Annotated in this window: 21 protein-coding genes; 1 reads left to right on the top strand and 20 read right to left on the bottom strand. The window is 60.9% G+C overall.

Features of this window, described 5'->3' with window-relative positions:
* Positions 1-8: 8 nt before the first annotated feature.
* The 5 genes from surE to BLO97_RS15470 are packed head-to-tail and all read right to left on the bottom strand — an operon-like array spanning position 9 to position 4,284.
* Complete coding sequence (gene surE, locus BLO97_RS15490) at positions 9-758, bottom strand: 5'/3'-nucleotidase SurE (RefSeq protein ID WP_092346702.1); 750 nt, start codon at positions 756-758, stop codon at positions 9-11.
* Positions 746-1,804 carry a tRNA pseudouridine(13) synthase TruD gene (gene truD, locus BLO97_RS15485; protein ID WP_092223241.1) on the bottom strand — a complete coding sequence of 353 codons (1,059 nt, stop codon included), beginning with the start codon at positions 1,802-1,804 and terminating at the stop codon, positions 746-748. The genes surE and truD overlap by 13 nt, the downstream gene beginning before the upstream one ends.
* On the bottom strand, positions 1,801-2,274 hold the full coding sequence (gene ispF / locus BLO97_RS15480; RefSeq protein WP_072343388.1) for a 2-C-methyl-D-erythritol 2,4-cyclodiphosphate synthase: 474 nt from the start codon (positions 2,272-2,274) through the stop codon (positions 1,801-1,803). Before ispF ends, truD begins: the two co-directional genes overlap by 4 nt.
* Before the next feature lie 43 nt (positions 2,275-2,317).
* Positions 2,318-3,163, bottom strand: a complete 846-nt coding sequence (gene fghA, locus BLO97_RS15475; protein WP_092346699.1) for an S-formylglutathione hydrolase — start codon at positions 3,161-3,163, stop codon at positions 2,318-2,320.
* An 8-nt stretch (positions 3,164-3,171) separates the two neighbouring features.
* Positions 3,172-4,284: an S-(hydroxymethyl)glutathione dehydrogenase/class III alcohol dehydrogenase gene (locus tag BLO97_RS15470; RefSeq protein ID WP_063322750.1), complete on the bottom strand. Its 1,113-nt coding sequence runs from the start codon at positions 4,282-4,284 to the stop codon at positions 3,172-3,174.
* Positions 4,285-4,391: 107 nt separating this feature from the next.
* On the opposite strand from BLO97_RS15470, the gene BLO97_RS15465 reads away from it, so the two are divergent.
* Positions 4,392-5,288, top strand: coding sequence for a LysR family transcriptional regulator (locus tag BLO97_RS15465; RefSeq protein ID WP_072343395.1), 897 nt, complete (start codon positions 4,392-4,394; stop codon positions 5,286-5,288).
* Between the two features lie 52 nt (positions 5,289-5,340).
* On the opposite strand, the gene ispD is transcribed toward BLO97_RS15465, so the two are convergent.
* The 15 genes from ispD to bamA all read right to left on the bottom strand — a co-directional run.
* The gene (ispD, locus tag BLO97_RS15460; protein ID WP_092144074.1) at positions 5,341-6,048 is read right to left on the bottom strand and encodes a 2-C-methyl-D-erythritol 4-phosphate cytidylyltransferase; all 708 of its coding nucleotides are present in this window, start codon (positions 6,046-6,048) and stop codon (positions 5,341-5,343) included.
* A complete protein-coding gene (gene ftsB, locus BLO97_RS15455; RefSeq protein WP_003184873.1) occupies positions 6,045-6,323 on the bottom strand; it encodes a cell division protein FtsB in 279 nt (92 codons plus the stop codon). Before ftsB ends, ispD begins: the two co-directional genes overlap by 4 nt.
* A 171-nt stretch (positions 6,324-6,494) precedes the next feature.
* Positions 6,495-7,784 (bottom strand): phosphopyruvate hydratase, encoded by a 1,290-nt coding sequence (gene eno / locus BLO97_RS15450; RefSeq protein WP_063322753.1) that lies wholly within the window; start codon positions 7,782-7,784, stop codon positions 6,495-6,497.
* A 204-nt stretch (positions 7,785-7,988) separates the two neighbouring features.
* Positions 7,989-8,834 carry a 3-deoxy-8-phosphooctulonate synthase gene (gene kdsA / locus BLO97_RS15445; protein WP_063322754.1) on the bottom strand — a complete coding sequence of 282 codons (846 nt, stop codon included), beginning with the start codon at positions 8,832-8,834 and terminating at the stop codon, positions 7,989-7,991.
* Between the two features lie 4 nt (positions 8,835-8,838).
* On the bottom strand, positions 8,839-10,470 hold the full coding sequence (locus BLO97_RS15440; protein WP_003198266.1) for a CTP synthase: 1,632 nt from the start codon (positions 10,468-10,470) through the stop codon (positions 8,839-8,841).
* Between the two features lie 274 nt (positions 10,471-10,744).
* A complete protein-coding gene (gene tilS / locus BLO97_RS15435; protein WP_092346696.1) occupies positions 10,745-12,070 on the bottom strand; it encodes a tRNA lysidine(34) synthetase TilS in 1,326 nt (441 codons plus the stop codon).
* A 132-nt stretch (positions 12,071-12,202) separates the two neighbouring features.
* On the bottom strand, positions 12,203-13,150 hold the full coding sequence (locus BLO97_RS15430) for an acetyl-CoA carboxylase carboxyltransferase subunit alpha (RefSeq protein WP_063322756.1): 948 nt from the start codon (positions 13,148-13,150) through the stop codon (positions 12,203-12,205).
* Positions 13,151-13,299: 149 nt separating this feature from the next.
* A complete protein-coding gene (gene dnaE, locus BLO97_RS15425) occupies positions 13,300-16,821 on the bottom strand; it encodes a DNA polymerase III subunit alpha (RefSeq protein WP_092346693.1) in 3,522 nt (1,173 codons plus the stop codon).
* 202 nt (positions 16,822-17,023) lie between these two features.
* Positions 17,024-17,677, bottom strand: coding sequence for a ribonuclease HII (gene rnhB, locus BLO97_RS15420; RefSeq protein ID WP_092346690.1), 654 nt, complete (start codon positions 17,675-17,677; stop codon positions 17,024-17,026).
* A complete protein-coding gene (lpxB, locus tag BLO97_RS15415; protein ID WP_092346687.1) occupies positions 17,674-18,804 on the bottom strand; it encodes a lipid-A-disaccharide synthase in 1,131 nt (376 codons plus the stop codon). The genes rnhB and lpxB overlap by 4 nt, the downstream gene beginning before the upstream one ends.
* A gap of 2 nt (positions 18,805-18,806) precedes the next feature.
* Positions 18,807-19,583, bottom strand: coding sequence for an acyl-ACP--UDP-N-acetylglucosamine O-acyltransferase (gene lpxA / locus BLO97_RS15410; protein ID WP_003198252.1), 777 nt, complete (start codon positions 19,581-19,583; stop codon positions 18,807-18,809).
* Complete coding sequence (gene fabZ, locus BLO97_RS15405) at positions 19,580-20,020, bottom strand: 3-hydroxyacyl-ACP dehydratase FabZ (RefSeq protein ID WP_003184897.1); 441 nt, start codon at positions 20,018-20,020, stop codon at positions 19,580-19,582. The genes lpxA and fabZ overlap by 4 nt, the downstream gene beginning before the upstream one ends.
* A gap of 105 nt (positions 20,021-20,125) precedes the next feature.
* Entirely contained in the window at positions 20,126-21,181 is a 1,056-nt protein-coding gene (gene lpxD, locus BLO97_RS15400) for a UDP-3-O-(3-hydroxymyristoyl)glucosamine N-acyltransferase (RefSeq protein WP_060738995.1), read from the bottom strand.
* Between the two features lie 3 nt (positions 21,182-21,184).
* Positions 21,185-21,688: an OmpH/Skp family outer membrane protein gene (locus BLO97_RS15395; RefSeq protein WP_003184901.1), complete on the bottom strand. Its 504-nt coding sequence runs from the start codon at positions 21,686-21,688 to the stop codon at positions 21,185-21,187.
* A gap of 45 nt (positions 21,689-21,733) precedes the next feature.
* Positions 21,734-23,448, bottom strand: a 1,715-nt coding sequence (gene bamA / locus BLO97_RS15390; protein ID WP_092346684.1) for an outer membrane protein assembly factor BamA, incomplete at its 5' end; no start/stop codon positions are given.

The raw sequence follows: 23,448 nt of genomic DNA, 5'->3' as shown, positions 1-23,448 counted from the left end.
ACGAGCCATCAGCGCAGCCCCTCCAGCCAGCCATCGAGATTTCGAAAGGCGTCGTTGAAGGTACGGTCCAACTGCAACGGCGTGATCGAGATATAACCTTGCATCACCGCATGGAAATCAGTGCCCGGCCCGCCGTCTTCGGCATCACCGGCGGCGGCGATCCAGTAACCGGCCTTGCCGCGCGGGTCGACGACATGCATAGGTTTGGCGGCCCGGGCACGGTGGCCCAGGCGAGTGAGCTGGATGCCACGGATATGATCGAGCGGCAGGTTGGGGATATTCACGTTCAGCACCGTGCGTGGCGGCAGCTCCAACTCGCCGTGGGCTTCGACCAGTTTACGAGCGAAATAGGCAGCGGTCGGCAAGTTATCGACCTGCCGCGAAACAAACGAAAAGGCAAACGATGGCTTGTCCAGGAAACGACCTTCCAGGGCGGCGGCAACCGTGCCGGAATAAAGCACGTCGTCCCCCAGGTTGGCGCCCAGGTTGATACCTGACACCACCATGTCCGGCTCACGCTCCAGCAAGCCGTTGAGGCCCAGGTGCACGCAATCGGTCGGAGTACCGTTGAGGCTGATGAAACCGTTATCCAGATAGCAGGGGTGCAACGGACGGTCGAGCGTCAGCGAGCTGCTGGCGCCGCTTTTGTCCTGGTCCGGGGCGATGACCACGCACTCGGCAAAATCCGCCAGCGCAGCATAAAGCGCGGCAAGACCGGGTGCTGTCACCCCGTCGTCGTTAGAAATCAGAATACGCATGGGCTGTCCGTCTGCCCCACCGGCACCAAATCGACGAGTTCGCGCACCAAGACAGTGGCGAAACATCCGGCCGGCAGGACGAATTCCAGTTGCAGAATGTCAGGCTGGGGATAATGCCACGACAGGCCGCCAATGGGCAGTCGCAGGATGCGACGTTCGTGACTCATTCCCGCGTTTATCAACCAGTCCCGCAGGTCGGCTTCGCCCGCGGCGATGGCTTGTTCCAACTCGAACGTCGCGCCAGCGGCAGGCGAAGGTCCCTCGCCCCACTGCGGCCCGGTCGGGTGCAAGTCGAGAATGGCCAGGCGCGGGTCGCTGCACTCAGCCTCGCCGGCGGGGAAAAAACTGCGGCTGTCGGTGAAGGCGAGCAAATCGCCCACCTGCGCTTGCTGCCAGGTACCGTCGGCGACCCGCGCCGCCAACACCCGGTTGAACAGAAAGCTGCGGGCGGTGGACAACAACCGCGAGCGTACATTGCGCTGTTCCGGCAACGCCTTGCGCGCCGCCCAGGCCCGGGCATCGACGACATTGCCGCCGTCATGGCCGAAGCGCTGGGCGCCAAAATAGTTGGGGATGCCCTGGCGGACGATCTGTTGCAGCCGCGTATCGATCGCCGTCGTGTCGCCGTTGAATTGAGTCAGGCGCAAGGTAAAGCCATTGGCCGAGTGCGCGCCGCGTTGCAGCTTGCGCCTGTGGCGTGCGGTCTTGAGGATTTTCAGCGTGTCGTTCTCTGCCGCCGACAGGTCCGGATCGGCCTTGCCCGGCAATTGGATGCTGAACCACTGGCGGGTCAGGGCCTGGCGGTCCTTGAGCCCGGCGTAGCTGACAGTGCGCAACGGCACGCCGGCAGCCTTGGCGATTCGCCGGGCGGCTTCTTCGGTGTTCAAACCACGTTTTTCAACCCAGATCCACAAGTGCTCGCCATCACCGGTCAACGGGATGTCGAGCACTTCATCGACCTGGAAATCTTCAGCGGTGGCCTTGAGTACCGCACTGCCCAGCGGTTCGCCGTAGGCACGCGGGCCCAACAGTTCCAGTTCAGTCATGGGCGCAGCAACAAGGCGACGGAGTGGACGGCAATGCCTTCTTCGCGACCGACGAAACCAAGCTTCTCGGTGGTGGTGGCTTTCACGTTCACTTGGTCCAACTCAACTTGAAGATCCTCGGCAATCAGCTGGCGCATCGCTTCGATGTGCGGCGCCATCTTGGGGGCCTGGGCAACGATGGTGTTATCGACATTGCCGACTTTCCAGCCCTTGGCGTGGATCAGCGAAACCACATGACGCAGCAGCACGCGGCTGTCGGCGCCCTTGAATTGCGGGTCGGTGTCGGGGAAGTGCTGGCCGATGTCACCCAGGGCCGCGGCGCCGAGCAGTGCATCGCTCAAGGCATGCAGCAGGACATCACCGTCAGAATGCGCGAGCAGCCCGAAGCCGTGTGCGATCCGCACGCCGCCCAGAGTAATGAAGTCGCCTTCAGCGAAACGGTGAACATCGTAGCCGTGGCCAATACGCATAAAAAAACGCCCCGATTTTTGTCAGGGCGTGATTCTACCTGCATTAGAGGTTTAGAGCGCGCGCATGATGCTGCAAGTGGTCGTCGATGAAGCTGGCGATGAAGAAGTAGCTGTGGTCGTAGCCCGGTTGCAGGCGCAATTCCAACGGATGATCGGCCGCCTTGGCCGCCTGTTGCAGGGCTTCGGGCTTGAGCTGGTTGGCCAGGAAATCATCACGATCGCCCTGGTCCACCAGCAATGGCAGCTTCTCCTGCGCCTCGGCAATCAACGCACAGGCATCCCATTCACGCCATTTCGAGCGGTCTTCCCCCAGGTAACGAGAGAAAGCCTTCTGGCCCCATGGGCAATCCATCGGATTGTTGATCGGCGAAAAGGCCGACACCGAACGGTAACGCCCCGGGTTGCGCAAGGCGCAGACCAGCGCGCCATGGCCGCCCATGGAATGACCACTGATGCCACGTTTGTCCGAGGCCGGGAAATGCGCTTCGACGAGTGTCGGCAACTCCTGCACCACGTAGTCATGCATCCGATAGTGCCGCGCCCACGGATCCTGCGTGGCGTTCAGATAAAAACCCGCCCCCAGGCCGAAGTCCCAGGCGCCGTCCGGATCGCCCGGCACGTCGGCGCCACGGGGGCTGGTGTCCGGCGCAACGATGATCAGGCCCAACTCGGCGGCCATGCGCTGGGCACCGGCCTTTTGCATGAAGTTCTCGTCGGTGCAGGTCAACCCGGACAACCAGTACAGAACAGGCAACTTGCCGCCCTGCTCCGCTTGCGGCGGCAGGTACACGGCAAACACCATGTCACAACCGAGCACGTCGGAACGGTGCCGGTAACGTTTGTGCCAGCCGTCGAAGCTTTTCTGGCAAGAAATGTTTTCCAGGCTCATGACCGACCTCAGAAATGAATAACGGTGCGGATGCTCTTGCCTTCATGCATCAGGTCGAATGCCTTGTTGATATCTTCCAGGCCCATGGTGTGGGTAATGAAAGTATCCAGCGGGATTTCGCCCTTCTCGGCCATGTCCACGTAGCTTGGCAATTCGCTGCGACCGCGCACGCCACCAAAGGCCGAACCGCGCCAGACGCGCCCGGTCACCAACTGGAAGGGACGGGTGGCGATTTCCTGGCCGGCGCCGGCCACGCCGATGATCACCGACTCGCCCCACCCTTTGTGGCAGCACTCCAGCGCGGCACGCATCAACTGGACATTGCCGATGCACTCGAAGGAAAAGTCCACGCCGCCGTCGGTCATATCCACGATGACCTCCTGGATCGGACGATCGAAGTCTTTCGGGTTGACGCAATCGGTAGCGCCCAGTTGCTTGGCGATTTCGAACTTGGCCGGGTTGATGTCAATGGCAATGATGCGCGAGGCCTTGGCCTTCACGGCACCAATCACGGCCGAAAGGCCGATGCCGCCCAGGCCGAAGATCGCCACGGTATCACCTGGCTTGACCTTGGCAGTGTTGAGGACCGCGCCGATGCCAGTGGTGACACCACAACCCAGCAGGCAGACTTTTTCCAGCGGCGCTTCTTTTGGAATCTTCGCGACGGAGATTTCCGGCAGCACGGTGTACTCGGAGAACGTCGAGGTGCCCATGTAGTGGAAAATCGTCTCGCCCTTGTAGGAAAAGCGCGAAGTGCCGTCCGGCATCAGGCCTTTGCCCTGGGTGGCGCGAATCGCTTGGCAGAGGTTGGTCTTGCCCGACTTACAGAATTTGCACTGGCCGCACTCCGGGGTGTACAGCGGGATCACATGGTCCCCCACCGCGACCGAGGTCACGCCTTCGCCGACGGCTTCGACAATAGCGCCGCCTTCGTGGCCGAGGATCGACGGGAAGATCCCTTCCGGGTCGGCGCCCGACAAGGTGTAGGCATCGGTGTGGCAGACACCGGAAGCCACCACGCGCAACAGCACTTCGCCCGCCTTGGGCATGGCGACGTCGACTTCAACGATTTCCAGGGGTTTCTTGGCCTCGAAGGCAACGGCAGCGCGCGACTTGATCATCCGGTCTCTCCAGCAAATAAAAACAAGACCGGGAGTGTAATCCTCCGCCGGACGATGAATAATCCAACCAAAAGCAAAACATTATTGCCGTACAGGGATAATCCTTCATGTCCGAAAACCGCTGGGAGGGGATCGACGAATTTGTGGCCGTGGCCGAATGCAGTCAATTCACCGCCGCCGCCGAACGCCTCGGGGTGTCGTCTTCCCATATCAGTCGACAAATCGTACGGCTCGAAGAACGTCTACAAACACGTTTGCTGTACCGCAGTACCCGCCGGGTGACACTGACCGAAGCGGGACAAACCTTTTTGCAGCATTGCCAGCGCCTGCAGGACGGACGCGAGGAAGCACTGCGGGCCGTCGGCGACCTGGCCAGCGAACCCAAGGGCATGCTGCGCATGACCTGCGCCGTGGCCTACGGCGAGCGATTTATCGTGCCGCTGGTGACGCGCTTCATGGGGCTCTACCCGCAGTTGCGGGTCGACATCGAGCTGAGCAATCGCCCATTGGACCTGGTACATGAGAGCCTGGACCTGGCGATTCGCCTGGGTCGCTTGCAGGACTCCCGCCTGGTCGCTACGCGCCTGGCACCGCGACGCATGTACCTGTGCGCTTCCCCCTCATACCTGGAACGCTACGGGCGACCCCACAGTCTGTCGGAACTGAGCCGCCACAACTGCCTGATCGGCAGCTCCGACATCTGGCAACTGGAGCAGAATGGGCGGGAATTTTCCCAGCGGGTACAGGGAAACTGGCGCTGCAACAGCGGGCAAGCGGTGCTCGATGCGGCGTTGCAAGGTGTGGGGTTGTGCCAACTGCCGGATTATTACGTGCTGGAGCATTTGCACAGCGGTGCATTGATCTCGCTGTTGGAAGCCCATCAGCCGCCGAATACGGCAGTGTGGGCGTTGTATCCACAGCAGCGGCATCTGTCGCCGAAGGTGCGCAAGTTGGTGGAATATTTGAAGGAAGGGTTGGCTGGGCGGCCGGAGTATCGGGGGTGACCGGGGGTCTTTGTTGCCTGGGCTGACGATCTAACGAGGGAACAGATCCCGTTTAATGCCGATTCGCCCAGCGCTGGCGCAACCACTCCAAATCTTCCGGCCGGGTGACCTTGATGTTATCGGCCCGCCCTTCGATCAGCCGTGGCGCCTGCCCCGCCCACTCCATGGCGGACGCTTCATCGGTAATCACCGCATCCGCCACCAGGCTGTCAGCCAGGGCCCGATGCAAGGCGCCGAGGCGGAACATCTGTGGCGTGTAGGCTTGCCAGATCACGCTGCGATCAACGGTCTCCAGCACGCGGCCGTGTTTGTCGACGCGCTTGAGGGTGTCGCGCGCCGGAACGGCCAGCAGGCCACCGACCGGGTCGTTCGCCAACTCGCTGAGCAGTGTGTCCAGGTCGGCCCGGGCCAGGTTGGGCCGGGCAGCGTCGTGCACCAGCACCCAGTCGTGATCGTCGGCGCCCTGCTCGTGCAGGTGCAGCAAGGCATTGAGCACTGAATCCGAACGTTGCTCGCCACCGTCGACACGCTGGATGCGTGTGTCGTTGGCACAGGCCAGGGTCGGCCAGTAGGGATCATCGTGTGCAAGGCTGACCACCACGCCCTTGACGGTGGGATGGTCGAGAAAACAGCCGAGGCTGTGTTCAAGAATTGTGCGCCCGCCCAATTGCAGGTATTGCTTGGGACGGTCCGCAGCCATACGAGCGCCAACGCCCGCGGCAGGAATTACGGCCCAGAAGGCCGGCAAACGAATACTCATTGGGCCAACTGGTAGAGGGTTTCGCCCTCCTTGACCATGCCCAGTTCATGTCGAGCCCGCTCTTCAACGGTCTCCATGCCTTTTTTCAGCTCTGTCACTTCGGCGTCCATCACCCGATTACGCTCCAGCAGCGCCTCGTTTTCGGCGTGTTGGTCGGCAATTTGCTGAGTCAGGTCGGCCACTTGCGCCAAGCTGCCATTGCCCACCCACAGGCGGTACTGCAGGCCGGCCAGCAACAGGAGCAAGACAAGAAACAACCAATTGGGACTGCGCATCGAATATCAGGTATCCAGTGAAAAAAGACCGCCATGCCAAACTTTGAAGCGTCTGATAGCACGAAGCCTGGAAGAACCAGGCTTGTGCTTGATAAGGCATCAGATTAGAGACAAAACCGCCGCCATGGCGACTTTTGCGACCTAAACCGCTGTCTTTTTACCATTTACCGCTTAACCGCGAAACTCGGCGCGACCGTTGTACTTGGCCTTGCCATTCAATTGCTCTTCGATACGCAGCAGTTGGTTGTACTTGGAAACGCGGTCGGAACGGCACAGCGAACCGGTCTTGATCTGGCCTGCCGCAGTGCCCACGGCCAGGTCGGCAATGGTCGAGTCTTCGGTTTCACCGGAACGGTGGGAGATCACGGCGGTGTAGCCGGCAGCCTTGGCCATCTGGATGGCTTCCAGGGTTTCGGTCAGGGTGCCGATCTGGTTGAACTTGATCAGGATCGAGTTGGCGATCTTCTTGTCGATGCCTTCTTTCAGGATCTTGGTGTTGGTCACGAACAGGTCGTCACCCACCAGCTGGGTTTTCTCGCCGATCTTGTCGGTGAGGATTTTCCAGCCAGCCCAGTCGGACTCGTCCAGGCCGTCCTCGATGGAGATGATCGGATAACGCTCGGTCAGGCCCTTGAGGTAGTCGGCGAAACCTTCGGCAGTGAACACCTGGCCTTCGCCGGACAGGTTGTACTTGCCGTCTTCGAAGAACTCGCTGGCGGCGCAGTCCAGGGCCAGGGTCACGTCGGTGCCCAGCTTGTAGCCAGCGTTGGCCACGGCTTCGGAGATCACTTTCAGCGCGTCTTCGTTGGACGCCAGGTTCGGTGCGAAACCGCCTTCGTCGCCAACGGCAGTGCTCAGGCCACGGGCCTTCAGCACGGCCTTGAGGTGATGGAAAATCTCGGTGCCCATGCGCAGGCCTTCGGAGAAGGTCTTGGCGCCAACCGGCTGCACCATGAACTCCTGGATGTCGACGTTGTTATCGGCATGCTCGCCGCCGTTGATGATGTTCATCATCGGCACCGGCATCGAGTAGACACCCGGGGTACCGTTGAGGTTGGCGATGTGGGCGTACAGCGGCAGGTCCTGGTCCTGGGCAGCGGCCTTGGCGGCGGCCAGGGACACGGCGAGGATCGCGTTGGCGCCCAGGGAGGCTTTGTTCTCGGTACCGTCGAGCTTGATCATCGCGTGATCGAGGGCTTTCTGGTCGGCAGGGTCCTTGCCCAGCAACAGGTCGCGGATCGGACCGTTGATGTTGGCGACGGCTTTGAGCACGCCCTTGCCCAGGTAACGGCTCTTGTCGCCATCACGCAGCTCCAGCGCTTCGCGCGAGCCAGTGGAAGCACCGGACGGCGCGCAGGCGCTGCCGATGATACCGTTGTCGAGAAGCACGTCCGCTTCAACAGTGGGGTTGCCACGGGAGTCGAGAACTTCACGACCTTTGATGTCGACGATTTTTGCCATTGTTGTAAACACTCCAAAGTTGACTAGAACGTTGCAGGAAGCTTGCTCCCACTCGGCTGCGACACGACTTGAACTCAACGGGAGCGCTTCGCACTCCAGCGGGAGCAAGCTCCCTCGCCACAGGGTACAAGGCGTGCCCTCAAGAACGGTGCAGCCCGCAGGCCAGAGCGATAATCGAGCGGTACTTTACCGGAGAAAACCGCGTTACGCGGTTTCTATCGTCGGAAAACTCTTGACCAACTCGTCCAACGCCTTGAGCTGAGACAGGAAGGGTTCCAGCTTGTTCAAACGCAAGGCACAAGGACCATCGCACTTGGCGTTGTCTGGATCGGGGTGGGCTTCGAGGAACAGACCGGCCAGGGACTGGCTCATGCCCGCCTTGGCCAGATCAGTGACCTGGGCGCGCCGACCGCCAGCGGAGTCGGAACGACCGCCAGGCATCTGCAAGGCATGCGTCACGTCGAAGAGCACCGGGTACTCAAACTGCTTCATGATGCCGAAGCCGAGCATGTCCACCACCAGGTTGTTGTAGCCGAAGCTCGAACCACGCTCGCAGAGGATCAACTGGTCATTGCCGGCCTCTTCGCACTTGCTCAGGATGTGTTTCATTTCCTGGGGCGCGAGGAACTGGGCTTTCTTGATATTGATCACCGCGCCGGTCTTGGCCATCGCGACCACCAGGTCGGTCTGGCGCGACAGGAAGGCCGGCAACTGGATGACGTCGCAGACCTCGGCGGCGACGGCGGCCTGGACCGGCTCGTGGACGTCGGTGATGATCGGCACGCCAAAGGCTTGCTTGATGTCCTGGAAGATCCGCATGCCTTCTTCCAGGCCTGGGCCACGGTATGACGTCACGGACGAACGGTTGGCCTTGTCGAAACTGGCCTTGAAGACATAAGGAATCCCCAGTTTCTGGGTGACCTTCACGTACTCTTCGCAGACCTGCATCGCCATGTCGCGGCTTTCCAGCACGTTCATGCCGCCAAACAGCACCATGGGCTTGTCGTTGGCAACCTCAATGTCGCCGACGCGGATTATCTTCTGAGCCATCGTCTTATGCCTTTTTCTGGTGTTGAGCCAAAGCGGCTTTCACGAAACCGCTGAACAACGGATGACCGTCCCGTGGTGTCGAGGTGAACTCGGGGTGGAACTGGCAGGCGACGAACCATGGGTGATCCGGAGCCTCGACCACTTCGACCAGCGCGCCGTCACCGGAACGACCGGAGATCTTCAGGCCGGCTTCGATCAACTGTGGCAACAGGTTGTTGTTCACTTCGTAGCGATGACGGTGACGCTCGACGATCACATCCTTGGCGTAGCAATCGTGCACCTTGGAGCCGGCTTCCAGCAGGCATTCCTGGGCACCGAGACGCATGGTGCCGCCCAGGTCCGAACTTTCGGTACGCACTTCCACGGCACCGGTAGCATCTTCCCACTCGGTGATCAGGCCCACGACCGGATGGCCGCTGGCACGATCGAACTCGGTGGAGTTGGCATCTTTCCAGCCCAACACGTTACGGGCGAACTCGATGACCGCCACTTGCATGCCCAGGCAGATACCCAGGTAGGGCACCTTGTTTTCGCGAGCGTATTGCACGGCAGTGATCTTGCCTTCCACGCCCCGCAGGCCGAAGCCGCCCGGCACGAGGATCGCATCGGCGCCTTCGAGCAGGCCGGTGCCCTGGTTCTCGATGTCTTCGGAATCGATGTAGCGCAGGTTGACCTTGGTACGGTTGCTGATGCCGGCGTGACTCATCGCCTCGATCAGCGACTTGTAGGCGTCCAGCAGTTCCATGTACTTGCCGACCATGGCGATGGTGACTTCGTGCTCCGGGTTGAGCTTGGCATCGACCACGGCTTCCCACTCGGACAGATCGGCACTGGCGCATTGCAGGCCGAAGCGCTCGACGACGAAGTCGTCCAGGCCCTGGGAGTGCAGGATGCCCGGAATCTTGTAGATGGTGTCGGCGTCTTCCAGACCGATGACCGCACGCTCTTCAACGTTGGTGAACTGGGCGATCTTGCGACGCGAAGAGATGTCGATCGGGTGATCGGAGCGGCAGATCAGCACGTCCGGCTGCAGGCCGATGGAACGCAGTTCCTTGACCGAGTGCTGGGTCGGCTTGGTCTTGGTTTCGCCAGCGGTGGCGATGTACGGGACCAGGGTCAGGTGCATCAGCATCGCGCGCTTGGCGCCGATTTCAAAACGCAACTGGCGGATGGCTTCGAGGAACGGCTGGGACTCGATGTCGCCCACGGTACCACCGATCTCGACCATCGCCACGTCGGCATCGCCGGCACCCTTGATGATGCGGCGCTTGATTTCGTCGGTGATGTGCGGGATGACCTGGATGGTCGCGCCCAGGTAGTCACCACGACGCTCCTTGCGCAGCACATGCTCGTAGACACGGCCGGTGGTGAAGTTGTTGTTCTGGGTCATGGTGGTGCGGATGAACCGCTCGTAGTGGCCCAGGTCCAGGTCGGTCTCGGCGCCGTCGTGGGTGACGAACACTTCACCGTGCTGGAACGGGCTCATGGTGCCCGGGTCGACGTTGATGTACGGGTCCAGCTTGAGCATGGTGACCTTAAGTCCCCGCGCCTCCAGGATGGCCGCCAATGAAGCCGAGGCAATGCCTTTCCCCAATGAAGAAACAACACCGCCCGTGACGAATATGTAGCGCGTCATGAAAAACCCTAGAAGTCTGCGTTAAAGCGGTCCGAGCCGCCGGGGAAAGCGAAGGAAGGCCGAAGCCCCCGATCACCTGCATTAATCACAGTGCACCTTTCAAAAAAACCGCCGCGTTGGGACAGACCGGAAGTGAAATCACCGGTACGTTGCTCGCTACACATTTTTTGGAATCGCCCAGCAAAGACTGCTTGGTAATCGGCAACTCCTGCAATTCAGGCGAATCCACAGAAGTTGTATCAAGAAGGGAGCGTAGTCTACCGGAAAGCCCCTTTCAGCTCAAACCCAGATCTTGGCTTCCTGGCGTCCAGATCAATTGCCAACTGCCATCAGCCTGTGCATCGAGCCCGGTCAGGTTGGCCACCGCCAGCAATTGCTCGCCCTGATAGAGCAGCGGCAATCGGCCGCGAACGAACACCGGCACGGCCTTTTCATTGAGCAAACGCTTGAGGTCACGATGACCACGACCCGCTAACACCATCACCTCGCCGCCTTGACGATAGCGCACGCTAAGCGGTCCCGCAGGCGGCGTGCCGTCGAGCACTACCCGACCATTGCCCGGCAAGCGCAGCGCAACCGCCGGATCGGCCCAGTCGACGGTGCCTGGCAGCGAACATAGCCAGTGGTCGGATAACCACCAGACCCGCCCGGCGGCGCGATGCAGCTCGCCACCGGCCAGGCGCCAGATCGGCCGGGCATCGTCGGCAGCATCGCGCAACGAGTCCCAGCCCGACCAGTGATCGGTGTCGGGCAGCAGGGTCATCGGTGCCAGCCAGTGGCTCAAGGCGTTGCGCTGACGGGCCGGCGACAACGCCCGCAAAGGCGCCAGCGCCAGGGATTGCAGCCCGAGCCAGTCGAACGCGCCCGGGGTCGCGGCCTGGGCCAGGTCGATTTGCGCCAGATCGTCCAGCAACCCCTGGGCTTCGCCCATGTGCGCAGCGCTACGAGCCAGGGTCGTCGAAGCTTGGGGCCATTGCTTGGCCAACACTGGAAAAACTCGCTGGCGCAGGTAATTGCGCGCGTACCGATGGTCGTCGTTGGATGGGTCTTCGATCCAGCTCAAGCCACGCTGCCTCGCATAGGCTTCCAGCTCCGCCCGGGGCACATCGAGCAAGGGCCGCAGCAAATGCCCTTGGCCCAAAGGACGCTGCGCCGGCATCGCCGCCAGGCCCTTCACCCCCGCTCCCCTGAGCAGGCGAAACAGCAGGGTTTCGGCCTGGTCATCGCGATGCTGGGCGGTAAGCAGCACTTCATTGCTGTGGATCGCCGCGACAAAGGCCGCGTAACGCGCTTCCCGCGCGGCGCGCTCGACACTGGGACCAGGGCGCACTTGCACAGCCACCACATCCAGCGGCACGCCCAGGGCCGCACAGACCGAACGGCAATGGTCCGGCCACGCCTCGGCCACCGCCTGGAGGCCGTGATGCACATGGATAGCGCTCAGCGGGGGCAAGGGTTGGCGTTGAGAAAGGGTTACGAGCAGGTGCAGCAGGACGGTGGAGTCGAGGCCGCCGGAGAAGGCGATGCGCCAGGTGGCGGCGTTGCGCCAGGAGGATAGCTGTGTGAGGAGCCGGGTTGGCAGGTCCGTGCTGTGGTTCATAAGGGTTTGCCTTGGCACAAACAAATGTGGGAGCGGGCTTGCTCGCGAAAGCGGTGTACCAGTCAACGCATCTGTTGAATGTTAAACCGCTTTCGCGAGCAAGCCCGCTCCCACATGGGTGTTGCAGTCAGATCAGAGGCCGTAGCTCATCAACCGCTCGTAGCGACGAGCCAGCAGCGCTTCGTTGTCGAACTTCTTGAGCATCGACAGTTGCGAGCTCAGCTCGGCGCGGATCAGTGCCGCCGCTGCAGCCGGATCGCGGTGAGCGCCGCCGACTGGCTCGCTGATCACTTTATCGACGATACCCAGGCCTTTGAGACGCTCGGCGGTAATGCCCATGGCCTCGGCGGCATCCGGCGCCTTCTCGGCGGTTTTCCACAGGATCGAGGCGCAACCTTCCGGCGAGATCACCGCATAAGTGGAATATTGCAGCATGTTCAACTGGTCGCAGACGCCGATGGCCAACGCACCGCCGGAACCGCCTTCGCCAATCACGGTGGCGATGATCGGGGTTTTCAGGCGCGCCATGACGCGCAGGTTCCAGGCAATTGCTTCGCTCTGGTTGCGCTCTTCGGCGTCGATGCCCGGGTAGGCACCCGGCGTGTCGATGAAGGTCAGGATCGGCATCTTGAAGCGCTCGGCCATTTCCATCAGGCGGCAAGCCTTGCGGTAGCCTTCCGGACGCGGCATGCCGAAGTTGCGACGTACTTTCTCGCGCACTTCGCGGCCTTTCTGATGGCCGATCACCATCACTGGCTGGTCTTCCAGACGGGCGACACCGCCGACGATCGCGGCGTCGTCGGAGAAGTGACGGTCGCCATGCAGCTCATCGAACTCGGTGAAGATGTGCTCGATGTAGTCCAGGGTATAGGGACGACGCGGGTGACGCGCCAGGCGAGCGATCTGCCAGCTGGTCAGCTTGCCGAAGATGTCTTCGGTCAGCGTGCGGCTTTTGTCCTGCAGACGAGAGATTTCATCGCCGATATTCAGCGAATTGTCATTACCGACCAAGCGCAACTCTTCGATCTTGGCTTGCAGGTCGGCGATCGGCTGTTCGAAATCTAGAAAATTCGGGTTCATAGGCGTCCGTCTTGGGTCGACGTCCAAGAGAGCTTGGGCCGGCCGGTTGTCTATTCGCGCCTACCTTAAGGGAGAGGCGCGTTCAGGTCGAGATTAAAAATTCGGGTCGAGATCAGGGGTATTCCGGTTTCAAGAATGGCCCCTGGCCGTCAACGGTATTGGAGGAAGACGTTGTCTTTGCCGAACTGGTCACGCAAGGCTTGAATCAACGCATCCGCCGGATCGATCCGCCAGCCTTCGCCGAACTGCAACACAGCCTTGGCATCGGGGCGTACGTACTCCATGGTGATCGGACAAGCACCGCGATGGCGCTTGAACAATTCGCCCAACCAGCGTAGCTGATCGCCCTTGAGATCCTGGGTCTGCAACTTCAGGCGCAGGCTTTCAGCCAGGTTGGTACGGGCGTCTTCCATGCTCATCACCCGCTTGACCCGCAGCCGCAGGCCACCGGAAAAGTCATCGTTGCTGACCTCGCCTTCCACCACCACCATCGCGTCGGTCTGCAACAGCGACTGCGCCGAATGGAACGCATCGGCGAAAAGTGACGCCTCGATGCGCCCGGAGCGGTCGTCGAGGGTGATGAAACCCATCTTGTCGCCCTTTTTGTTCTTCATCACCCGCAGGGCGATGATCATGCCGGCGACGGTTTGCGTATCGCGCGCCGGCTTGAGGTCGATGATGCGCTGACGGGCGAAGCGGCGGATCTCGCCTTCGTATTCGTCGATCGGGTGCCCGGTGAGGTACAGGCCCAGGGTGTCTTTCTCACCCTTGAGGCGTTCCTTGAGGGTCAGCTCCTTGGCCTTGCGATGATTGCCGTAGACATCGGCGTCTTCTTCGACGAACAGCCCGCCAAACAGGTCGGCATGGCCGCTGTCATGGGTGCGGGCAGTCTGTTCGGCGGCCTTGATCGCCTCCTCCATTGCCGCCAGCAACACCGCGCGGTTGCGGTCGATGTTGGCCTGGTAGGCCTTGGGCTCATCCTGGAAATAAGGCCCCAGGCGGTCCAGGGCGCCACTGCGGATCAAGCCGTCGAGGGTGCGCTTGTTGATGCGCTTGAGGTCAACCCGGGCGCAGAAATCGAACAGGTCCTTGAACGGCCCGTCCTGGCGCGCTTCGGTGATGGCTTCCACCGGCCCCTCGCCCACGCCCTTGATCGCGCCCAGGCCGTAAATGATGCGGCCTTCGTCGTTCACCGTGAACTTGAACTCCGAAGCGTTCACGTCCGGTGCGTCGAGGCGCAGTTTCATGGTCCGCACTTCTTCGATCAAGGTCACGACCTTGTCGGTGTTGTGCATATCCGCCGACAGCACCGCGGCCATGAATGGCGCCGGGTAGTGCGCCTTCAGCCACGCGGTCTGGTACGACACCAGGCCATAGGCGGCGGAGTGGGATTTGTTGAAGCCGTAGCCGGCGAACTTTTCCACCAGGTCGAAAATGTTACCGGCCAGGTCAGGGTCGATACCGTTGGTGGCGCACCCGTCAATGAAACCGCCGCGTTGCTTGGCCATTTCCTCGGGCTTTTTCTTACCCATCGCCCGACGCAGCATGTCCGCGCCGCCAAGGGTATAACCGGCCATGACCTGGGCAATCTGCATCACCTGTTCCTGATACAGGATGATGCCGTAGGTCGGCGCCAGCACCGGTTTCAAGCCTTCGTACTGATAGTCCGAGTGTGGGTACGCCAGCTCGGCGCGACCGTGCTTACGGTTGATGAAGTCATCCACCATGCCCGATTGCAGCGGGCCCGGACGGAACAGGGCCACCAGTGCGATCAGGTCTTCCAGGCAGTCGGGCTTGAGCTTTTTGATCAGCTCTTTCATGCCCCGGGATTCAAGTTGGAACACCGCTGTGGTTTCGGCTTTTTGCAGCAGGTTGTAGGTCGGCTTGTCATCGAGCGGGATGAAGGCAATGTCCAGCGGTTCTTCGCCGACCTTGGCCCGGTCACGGTTGATGGTTTTCAGCGCCCAGTCGATGATGGTCAGGGTGCGCAGGCCGAGGAAGTCGAACTTCACCAGGCCAGCCGCCTCGACGTCGTCCTTGTCGAACTGGGTCACCAGGCCGTCGCCTTCTTCATCGCAATAAATCGGCGAGAAGTCGGTCAGTTTGGTCGGCGCGATGACCACGCCACCGGCGTGCTTGCCAACGTTACGCACCACGCCTTCGAGCTTGCGGGCCATCTCCCAGATTTCCGCGGCTTCTTCATCGACCTTGATGAAGTCCCGCAGGATTTCTTCCTGCTCGTAGGCTTTTTCCAGCGTCATGCCGACTTCGAACGGAATCATCTTCGACAGACGATCCGCCAGGCCGTAGGACTTGCCCTGTACCCGCGCCACATCGCGCACCACGGCCTTGGCGGCCATGGAACCGAAGGTGATGATCTGGCTCACGGCGTTGCGACCGTACTTCTCGGCCACGTAGTCGATCACCCGGTCACGACCGTCCATGCAGAAGTCGACGTCGAAGTCGGGCATGGAGACCCGTTCCGGGTTGAGGAAACGTTCGAACAGCAGGTCATATTCCAGCGGATCGAGGTCGGTGATCTTCTGCACATAGGCCACCAGCGACCCGGCACCCGATCCACGGCCAGGACCCACCGGCACGCCGTTGTTCTTGGCCCACTGGATAAAGTCCATCACGATCAGGAAGTAACCGGGAAAGCCCATCTGGATGATGATATCCAGCTCGAAATTCAACCGATCGACATAGACCTGGCGCTTGGCTTCGTAATCTTCGGTGGTGTCCTTGGGCAGCAGGACGCTGAGGCGCTCCTCAAGACCATCGAAGGACACCTTGCGGAAATACTCGTCGATGGTCATGCCATCGGGGATCGGGAAGTTGGGAAGGAAGTGCTTGCCCAGCTTCACTTCGATGTTGCAGCGCTTGGCGATCTCGACGGTGTTTTCCAGCGCCTCCGGCAGGTCGCTGAACAACTCGGCCATTTCCTCGGCGCTTTTGAGGTATTGCTGGTCGCTGTAGTTCTTCGGACGGCGCGGATCATCAAGGGCGCGGCCCTCACCAATGCAGACACGGGTTTCGTGGGCCTCGAAATCTTCCTGCTTGATGAAGCGCACGTCGTTGGTCGCCACCAGTGGCGCGCCTATCTTGTCGGCCAGGGCCACGGCGGCGTGCAGGTGTTCTTCGTCGTTGGGGCGATTGGTGCGCTGCACTTCGATGTAGAAGCGATCGGGAAACACCGCCATCCAGTCGCGCGCCAGGACTTCAGCCTCTTCGGCGTTGCCACTGAGCAGGGCCAGGCCGATTTCACCCTCCTTGGCCGCCGACAGCATGATCAGCCCTTCGCTGGCTTCAGCCACCCACTCGCGCTCGATGATGATCGAGCCATTGCGCTGGCCGTCGATAAAGCCGCGAGAAATCAGCTCGGTCAGGTTGCGGTAACCCACGGCATTCATCACCAGCAGGCTGATGCGACTCAACGGCGCGTCCGGGTCCTTGTTCGACAGCCACAGGTCGGCACCGCAGATCGGCTTGATCCCGGCGCCCATGGCGGCCTTGTAGAACTTGACCAGCGAACACATGTTGTTCTGGTCGGTGACCGCCACGGCAGGCATGTTCATGCCCACCAGGGTCTTGACCAATGGCTTGATCCGCACCAGGCCGTCGACCAGGGAGTATTCAGTGTGCAGGCGTAGATGAACGAATGAAGCCGGCATAGTGATCCTGCGTTAAGTCATGAAAACAACAAGGCCCGGATTGTACCGGGCCTTGGGTAAAACATCAGCCTGCAACCCATACCGCTCATTGAAGTGATTGAATCCGTGGCGAGGGAGCTTGCTCCCGCTGGGCTGCGCAGCAGCCCCCCCTTCTTATGGGCGCTTCGCACCCAAGCGGGAGCAAGCTCCCTCGCCACAATGATCAGGCGAATCTCTCGATTTCGATCACCCCTTCACGGGCTTCATAAGCCAGCCGCACCGGGGCGAACGAACGCCGATGGATGGGCGTCGGCCCAAGGCGCGCCAGGGCTTCCAGATGAACGGGGGTCGGGTAACCCTTGTGACCGCCGATGCCATAGCCCGGGTAAACCAATTCGAAAGCGGCCATTTCCCGGTCGCGACTGACCTTCGCCAGAATCGAGGCCGCCGCGATGGCCGGCACCTTGGCGTCGCCCTGGATCACCGCTTCGGCGCGCATCGACAGTTTCGGGCAGCGATTACCATCGATCATCGCCAGTTTCGGCGTGATGTGCAGGCCCTGCACGGCACGCTGCATGGCAAGCATGGTGGCGTGCAGGATATTGAGTTCATCGATTTCTTCCACTTCGGCCCGGGCGATGCACCAGCTCAGGGCTTTCTCGCAGATCTCGTCGTAGAGCTTTTCGCGACGGGCTTCAGTGAGTTTCTTCGAATCGTTGAGGCCCAGGATCGGCCGCTTCGGGTCGAGAATCACCGCCGCCGTCACCACCGCGCCGCACAACGGGCCACGCCCCACTTCATCGACACCAGCCACCAGTTCTTCCACTTCGGCGACCAGGTTGAAGTCCAGGCCCATCTGTAGCTTTGAGTTGCTCATGGTTTTGCGCCAATCAGGGTCAGTACCGCGTCAGCCGCCTGGTTGGAAGCATCACGACGCAAGGTACGGTGGATTTCGTCAAAGCCTCGGGTCTGCTCCTCGCCGCCGTCGATCAAGGGCGACAGCGTGGTGGCCAGCGCCTCGGCGGTCGCCTCGTCCTGCAACAGCTCCGGCACCAACAAGCGCTGGGCCAACAGGTTCGGCAAGGACACGTAAGGGCTCTTGACCATGCGCTTGAGAATCCAGAACGTCAGCGGCGCCAGGCGATAGGCGACCACCATCGGGCGTTTATACAGCAGCGCTTCAAGGGTAGCAGTGCCGGAGGCAATCAACACGGCATCGCAGGCCGCCAACGCTTCGTGGGAACGACCGTCGAGCAGCGTCACCGGCAAATCGCGACCAACCAGCAACGCCTCCAACTGCGCGCGACGCTGCGCACTGGCACACGGCAGGACAAAACGTACACCGGGACGCAGCGCCCGAAGGCGCTCGGCGGCGTCGAAAAACAGCCCACCCAGGCGACTCACTTCGCCGCCCCGGCTGCCGGGCATCAAGGCCACCAGGGGGCCCTCGGGCAGGCCCAACGCCTGGCGGGCCGCATCGCGGTCGGCTTGCAGGGGAATGGTATCGGCCAGGGTGTGCCCGACAAATCGAACCGGCACGCCCTTCTCTTCATAGAACCGGGCTTCGAACGGCAGCAGCGTCAGCATCAGGTCGCAACCTTCGCGAATCTTCAGCACCCGCTTCTGCCGCCAGGCCCAGACCGATGGACTGACGTAATGCACGGTCTTGACACCGGCCTGACGTAGCTTGAGTTCGATATTGAGGGTGAAATCCGGCGCATCGATGCCGATGAACACATCCGGTTTTTCATCGATCAGGGTCTGGATCAGCTTCTTGCGCCGGGCCAGCAGCTCACGCAGGCGACCGAGTACTTCCACCAGGCCCATCACCGACAGGCGTTCCATCGGGAAATAGGACGTCAGCCCCTCGGCCTCCATCAACGGCCCACCAACACCAATGAATTCGACAGCGGGGTGCTGCGCCTTGAGCGCGCGCATCAGACCGGCGCCCAGAATGTCACCGGAAGCCTCTCCCGCCACCAGTGCAATACGCAAATTAGCCATGGTCAGCGAGTGATGCCGCGGGTCGAAGACTGTATGGAATCGCGGAAGATCGCCACTTCCGGGTGTTGCGCTGAAGCCTCGGCCAGTTCGGCGAGTGCCTGTTCGACCGTCAGGCCCTGGCGATACACGACCTTGTAGGCGCGACGCAGTGCCGTGATCGCCTCTTCGCTGAAACCACGCCGACGCATGCCTTCGAAGTTCATGCTGCGGGCTTCGGCCGGGTTGCCGAACACCGTGACATAGGCCGGGACGTCCTTGCCGATGGCAGTGCCCATGCCAGAGAAACTGTGGGCGCCGATATGGCAATACTGGTGCACCAGGGTGAACCCGGACAGGATCGCCCAATCGTCCACGTGCACATGGCCGGCCAGGGCGGTGTTGTTGACCAGGATGCAATGGTTGCCAATCACGCTGTCATGGCCGATGTGCGCATAGGCCATGATCAGGTTATGGTCGCCCAGGGTCGTTTCGGAACGATCCTGAACGGTGCCACGGTGAATCGTCACACCTTCGCGGATCACGTTGTGATCGCCGATGACCAGACGGGTTTCTTCACCTTTGTACTTGAGATCGGGCGTGTCCTCGCCTACCGAAGAAAACTGGTAGATGCGATTGTGCCGACCAATCCGGGTCGGTCCCTTGAGAATTACGTGGGGACCGATCACCGTACCCTCGCCAATTTCCACACCTGCGCCGACAATCGACCACGGGCCGACCTCGACATCGGCGGCCAAAACGGCCGTCGGATCGATGATTGCGCGAGGGTCAATCAAACTCATAGCTTGCGTTCCGCACAGATGATTTCAGCGGAGCAGACTGGCTTGCCGTCGACCGAAGCCTGGCATTCGAATTTCCAGATCTGGCGCTTGCAACTGATGAACTTGGCTTCGAGGATCAACTGATCGCCCGGGGTGACCGGCTGGCGGAAGCGCAGCTTGTCGGAGCCGACGAAGTAATAGAGCGTGCCGTCGGCAGGCTTTACGTCGAGCATTTTGAAACCAAGGATCCCGGCAGCCTGGGCCATCGCCTCGATGATCAATACGCCCGGCATGATTGGATGCGCGGGGAAGTGACCATTGAAGAACGGCTCGTTGATGCTGACATTCTTATAGGCGCGAATGCGCTTGCCTTCAACGTCCAGGTCCACCACCCGATCCACCAGCAGGAACGGGTAACGGTGAGGCAGGTATTCGCGAATCTCGTTGATGTCCATCATTTCGGGGGGAAGCCTATGTAAAGATTGGGAGCGCACGAGTGACGCGCACTCCGCTAGCAAATCAAGATGCCCTAACGGCTGTGCACACTTGATATGGAAATGGTATCAGCCATCTGATGAAGCATTACCGCCAGGGGTCACGTCCCCTACACGCTTTTCCACCTGCTTGAGGCGCCGCGCGATGTCGTCGAGCTGGCGGATACGCGCCGCGCTCTTGCGCCATTCGGCTGCCGGCTGCATGGCCGTACCGGAAGAATAGGCACCCGGTTCGGTAATCGAGTGGGTCACCATGGTCATCCCGGTCAGGAACACGTTGTCACAGATATCGATATGGCCCACCAGCCCCACGCCACCGGCGAGCATGCAATGCTTGCCGATCTTGGTGCTGCCGGAGATGCCCACGCAGGCGGCCATGGCGGTGTGATCACCGACCTGGACGTTGTGGGCGATCTGGATCTGGTTGTCGAGCTTGACGCCATTGCCGATGACCGTGTCGGCCAGGGCGCCGCGGTCGATCGCGGTGTTGACGCCGATCTCCACGTCATCGCCAATGGTGACGCCACCGATCTGGGCGATCTTCTGCCAGATGCCTTTCTCGTTGGCGAAACCGAAGCCTTCGCCGCCCAACACCGCGCCGGATTGAATCACCACGCGCTTGCCGATGCGGACATCGTGGTACAGGGTGACCCGTGGGGCCAGCCAGCCACCTTCACCGATCTCGCTGCGTGCGCCAATGACACAATGGGCACCCAGCGTGACACCCGCACCAATGCGGGCCGCGCTTTCGATGACCACGAACGGACCGACGCTGGCCGTGGGATCGACCACGGCATCCGCCGCGATCACCGCGCTGGGATGAATACCAGCAGCCGACTTGGGCTTGGGATCGAACAGATGGGAAATTCGCGCATACGCCAGGTACGGATCGGGCACGATCAGGGCATCGCCGGCAAACCCTTCGGCATCAGCGGCCTTGAGCAACAGCGCGGCGGCCCGGCTATCGGCCAGATACTTGCGATACTGAGGATTTGCCAGAAAGCTCAACTGAGCTGGGCCAGCCTCTTGCAAAGTGGCTAGCCCAGTAATTGCCTTCTCCGGGTCGCCACGCAGGGTGGCGCCGAGGAACTCGGCCAACTGGCCGAGCTTGATAGTCGCTGTCATGGATTACTTCAGCTGATTCATGCGCTCGATTACCTGGCGCGTGATGTCGTATTGAGGCTTGACATCGATCACTGCGCCACGCTCGAACACCAGGTCAAAACCACCTTTCTTGATGACTTCTTCCACGGCGCTGTCGAGTTTCGGCTTGAGTTGCTTGAGCATTTCGCGGTCGGCAACAGCTTTCGCTTCGTTCAGCTCCTTGGACTGGAACTGGAAGTCACGGGCCTTTTGCTTGAATTCAAGCTCCAGACGCTCACGCTCGCCCTGGGCCATCTTGTCGCCACCGGCTACCAGACGATCCTGAATGCCCTTGGCGCTGCTTTCCAGGCCCTTGAGCTTGGTCAGTTGCGGACCGAATTTCTTCTCCGCATCCACGGCGTATTTCTTCGCTGCGTCGGATTCCAGCAGGGCCATCTGATAATTCAGCACGGCAATCTTCATGTCGGCAAAAGCCGGACCGGCGACCAGCACGGTGGCCAGGAGAACCAATTGAGTCAACTTACGCACGATGTACTCCTACAAAATCCATTGTCGTTATCTTGGGTCAGGCGCTTAGAACGTCTGGCCGAGGGAGAATTGGAACACTTGGGTTTCAGCGTCATCCGGTTTCTTGATCGGCATCGCCAATGCGAAGCTCAAGGGGCCCAGCGCGGTGACCCAGGTCACGCCCACGCCGACGGAACTGGCCAGGTTGCTCAGGCTGATGTCGTTGCACTCCGTATTGGAGTTGCCCCCGTTAGAAGTAGTGGTGTCTTCGCATGTGGAGTCGAATACGTTACCGACGTCCCAGAATACCGAAGTGCGCAGCGAGCGCTGATCCTTGACGAACGGCATTGGGAAAAGCAACTCCACGCCACCCTGGAGGAGGACGTTACCGCCGAATGGCAGCGGATCCTGGTCCGGATCACGGATTGTACCAGTGTTACCCGTGACACTCGCTCCCCGGCTCGGCGTACTGCGCGGCCCGAGCGTACTGTCCTTGAAGCCACGCACCGAGTTGAAACCACCGGCGTAGTAGTTCTCGTAGAACGGCAGGCCATCGGTCGAACCGTAGCCGTCGCCATAACCCAGTTCGGTGTGCAGGCGCATGGTGTAGTTGTCGGTCAACGGCTGGAACAGTTGGCCACGATAGTCGAGCTTGAAGAATGACAGGTCACTACCCGGCACAGTCGTTTCCAGGACCAGGCTCTGGGAATGACCACGGGTCGCCAGCACGCCCTTGTTCAGGGTCGACTCGGACCAACCGGCAGACGCCTTGAAGTTCAGGTACTTGTCGCCTTCTTTCTCGACGAAATCGAAGATCTCGTCAACGGTATAGCGGCCAGTGCTGATCTCGTCCTGCTGGGCGGTGAGACCGAATGTAAGCCGCGAAGTCTCGCTGATTGGATAACCCACGTTGACGCCGGCACCCAAGCTGTCTACTGCATAGCTGGAGACATCGGAATCGAGCTCGTCATAGTCGGTGGTACGGTAGAAGGCGTTATAGCCCAGGCTCACGCCGTCAGCGGTCCAGTAGGGGTCCACGTAACCGAAGTTGTAGCGGGTCTGGTACTCACTGCGAGTCAAACCGATGCTGACCTTGTTACCGGTACCCAGGAAGTTGTTCTGGGTGATCGAGCCACCGAGGATCAGACCGGCACTCTGGGCAAAACCGACGCTGGCAGTGATCGAGCCGGAAGCCTGCTCTTCGACGCTGTAGTTCACATCCACCTGGTCATCGACACCGGGCACTGCCGGGGTCTCGACGTTGACTTCCTTGAAGAAACCCAGGCGCTCCAGGCGGGTCTTGGACTGGTCGATCAGGTAGGTCGAGGCCCAGCCGCCTTCCATCTGGCGCATTTCACGGCGCAGCACTTCGTCCTCGGACTTGGTGTTGCCACGGAAGTTGATGCGGTTGACGTAGGCGCGCTTGCCCGGGTCCACGGCGAAGGTGATGTCGACGGTATGGTCTTCATCATGCGGCTGTGGCACGCCGTTGACGTTGGCGAAGGTGTAACCCTCGTTACCCAGGCGGCGGGTGATCAGCTCGGAGGTGGTGGTCATCAGCTTGCGCGAGAACACCTGGCCCTTCTGCACCAGCAGCAGCGACTTGACCTGGTCTTCAGGCACTTTCAGGTCGCCGCTGAGCTTGACGTCACGAACGGTGTATTTCTCGCCTTCGTTGACGTTGACGGTAATGTAGACGTGCTTCTTGTCCGGGGTGATGGACACCTGGGTCGAGGCGATGTCCATGTTGATGTAGCCGCGGTCCAGGTAGTAGGAACGCA

Origin of the sequence: Pseudomonas sp. NFACC05-1 (genome assembly GCF_900100135.1) — a bacterium.
Taxonomy (GTDB): domain Bacteria; phylum Pseudomonadota; class Gammaproteobacteria; order Pseudomonadales; family Pseudomonadaceae; genus Aquipseudomonas; species Aquipseudomonas fluorescens_Q.
This window is presented reverse-complemented; position numbering and strand designations above follow the sequence as displayed.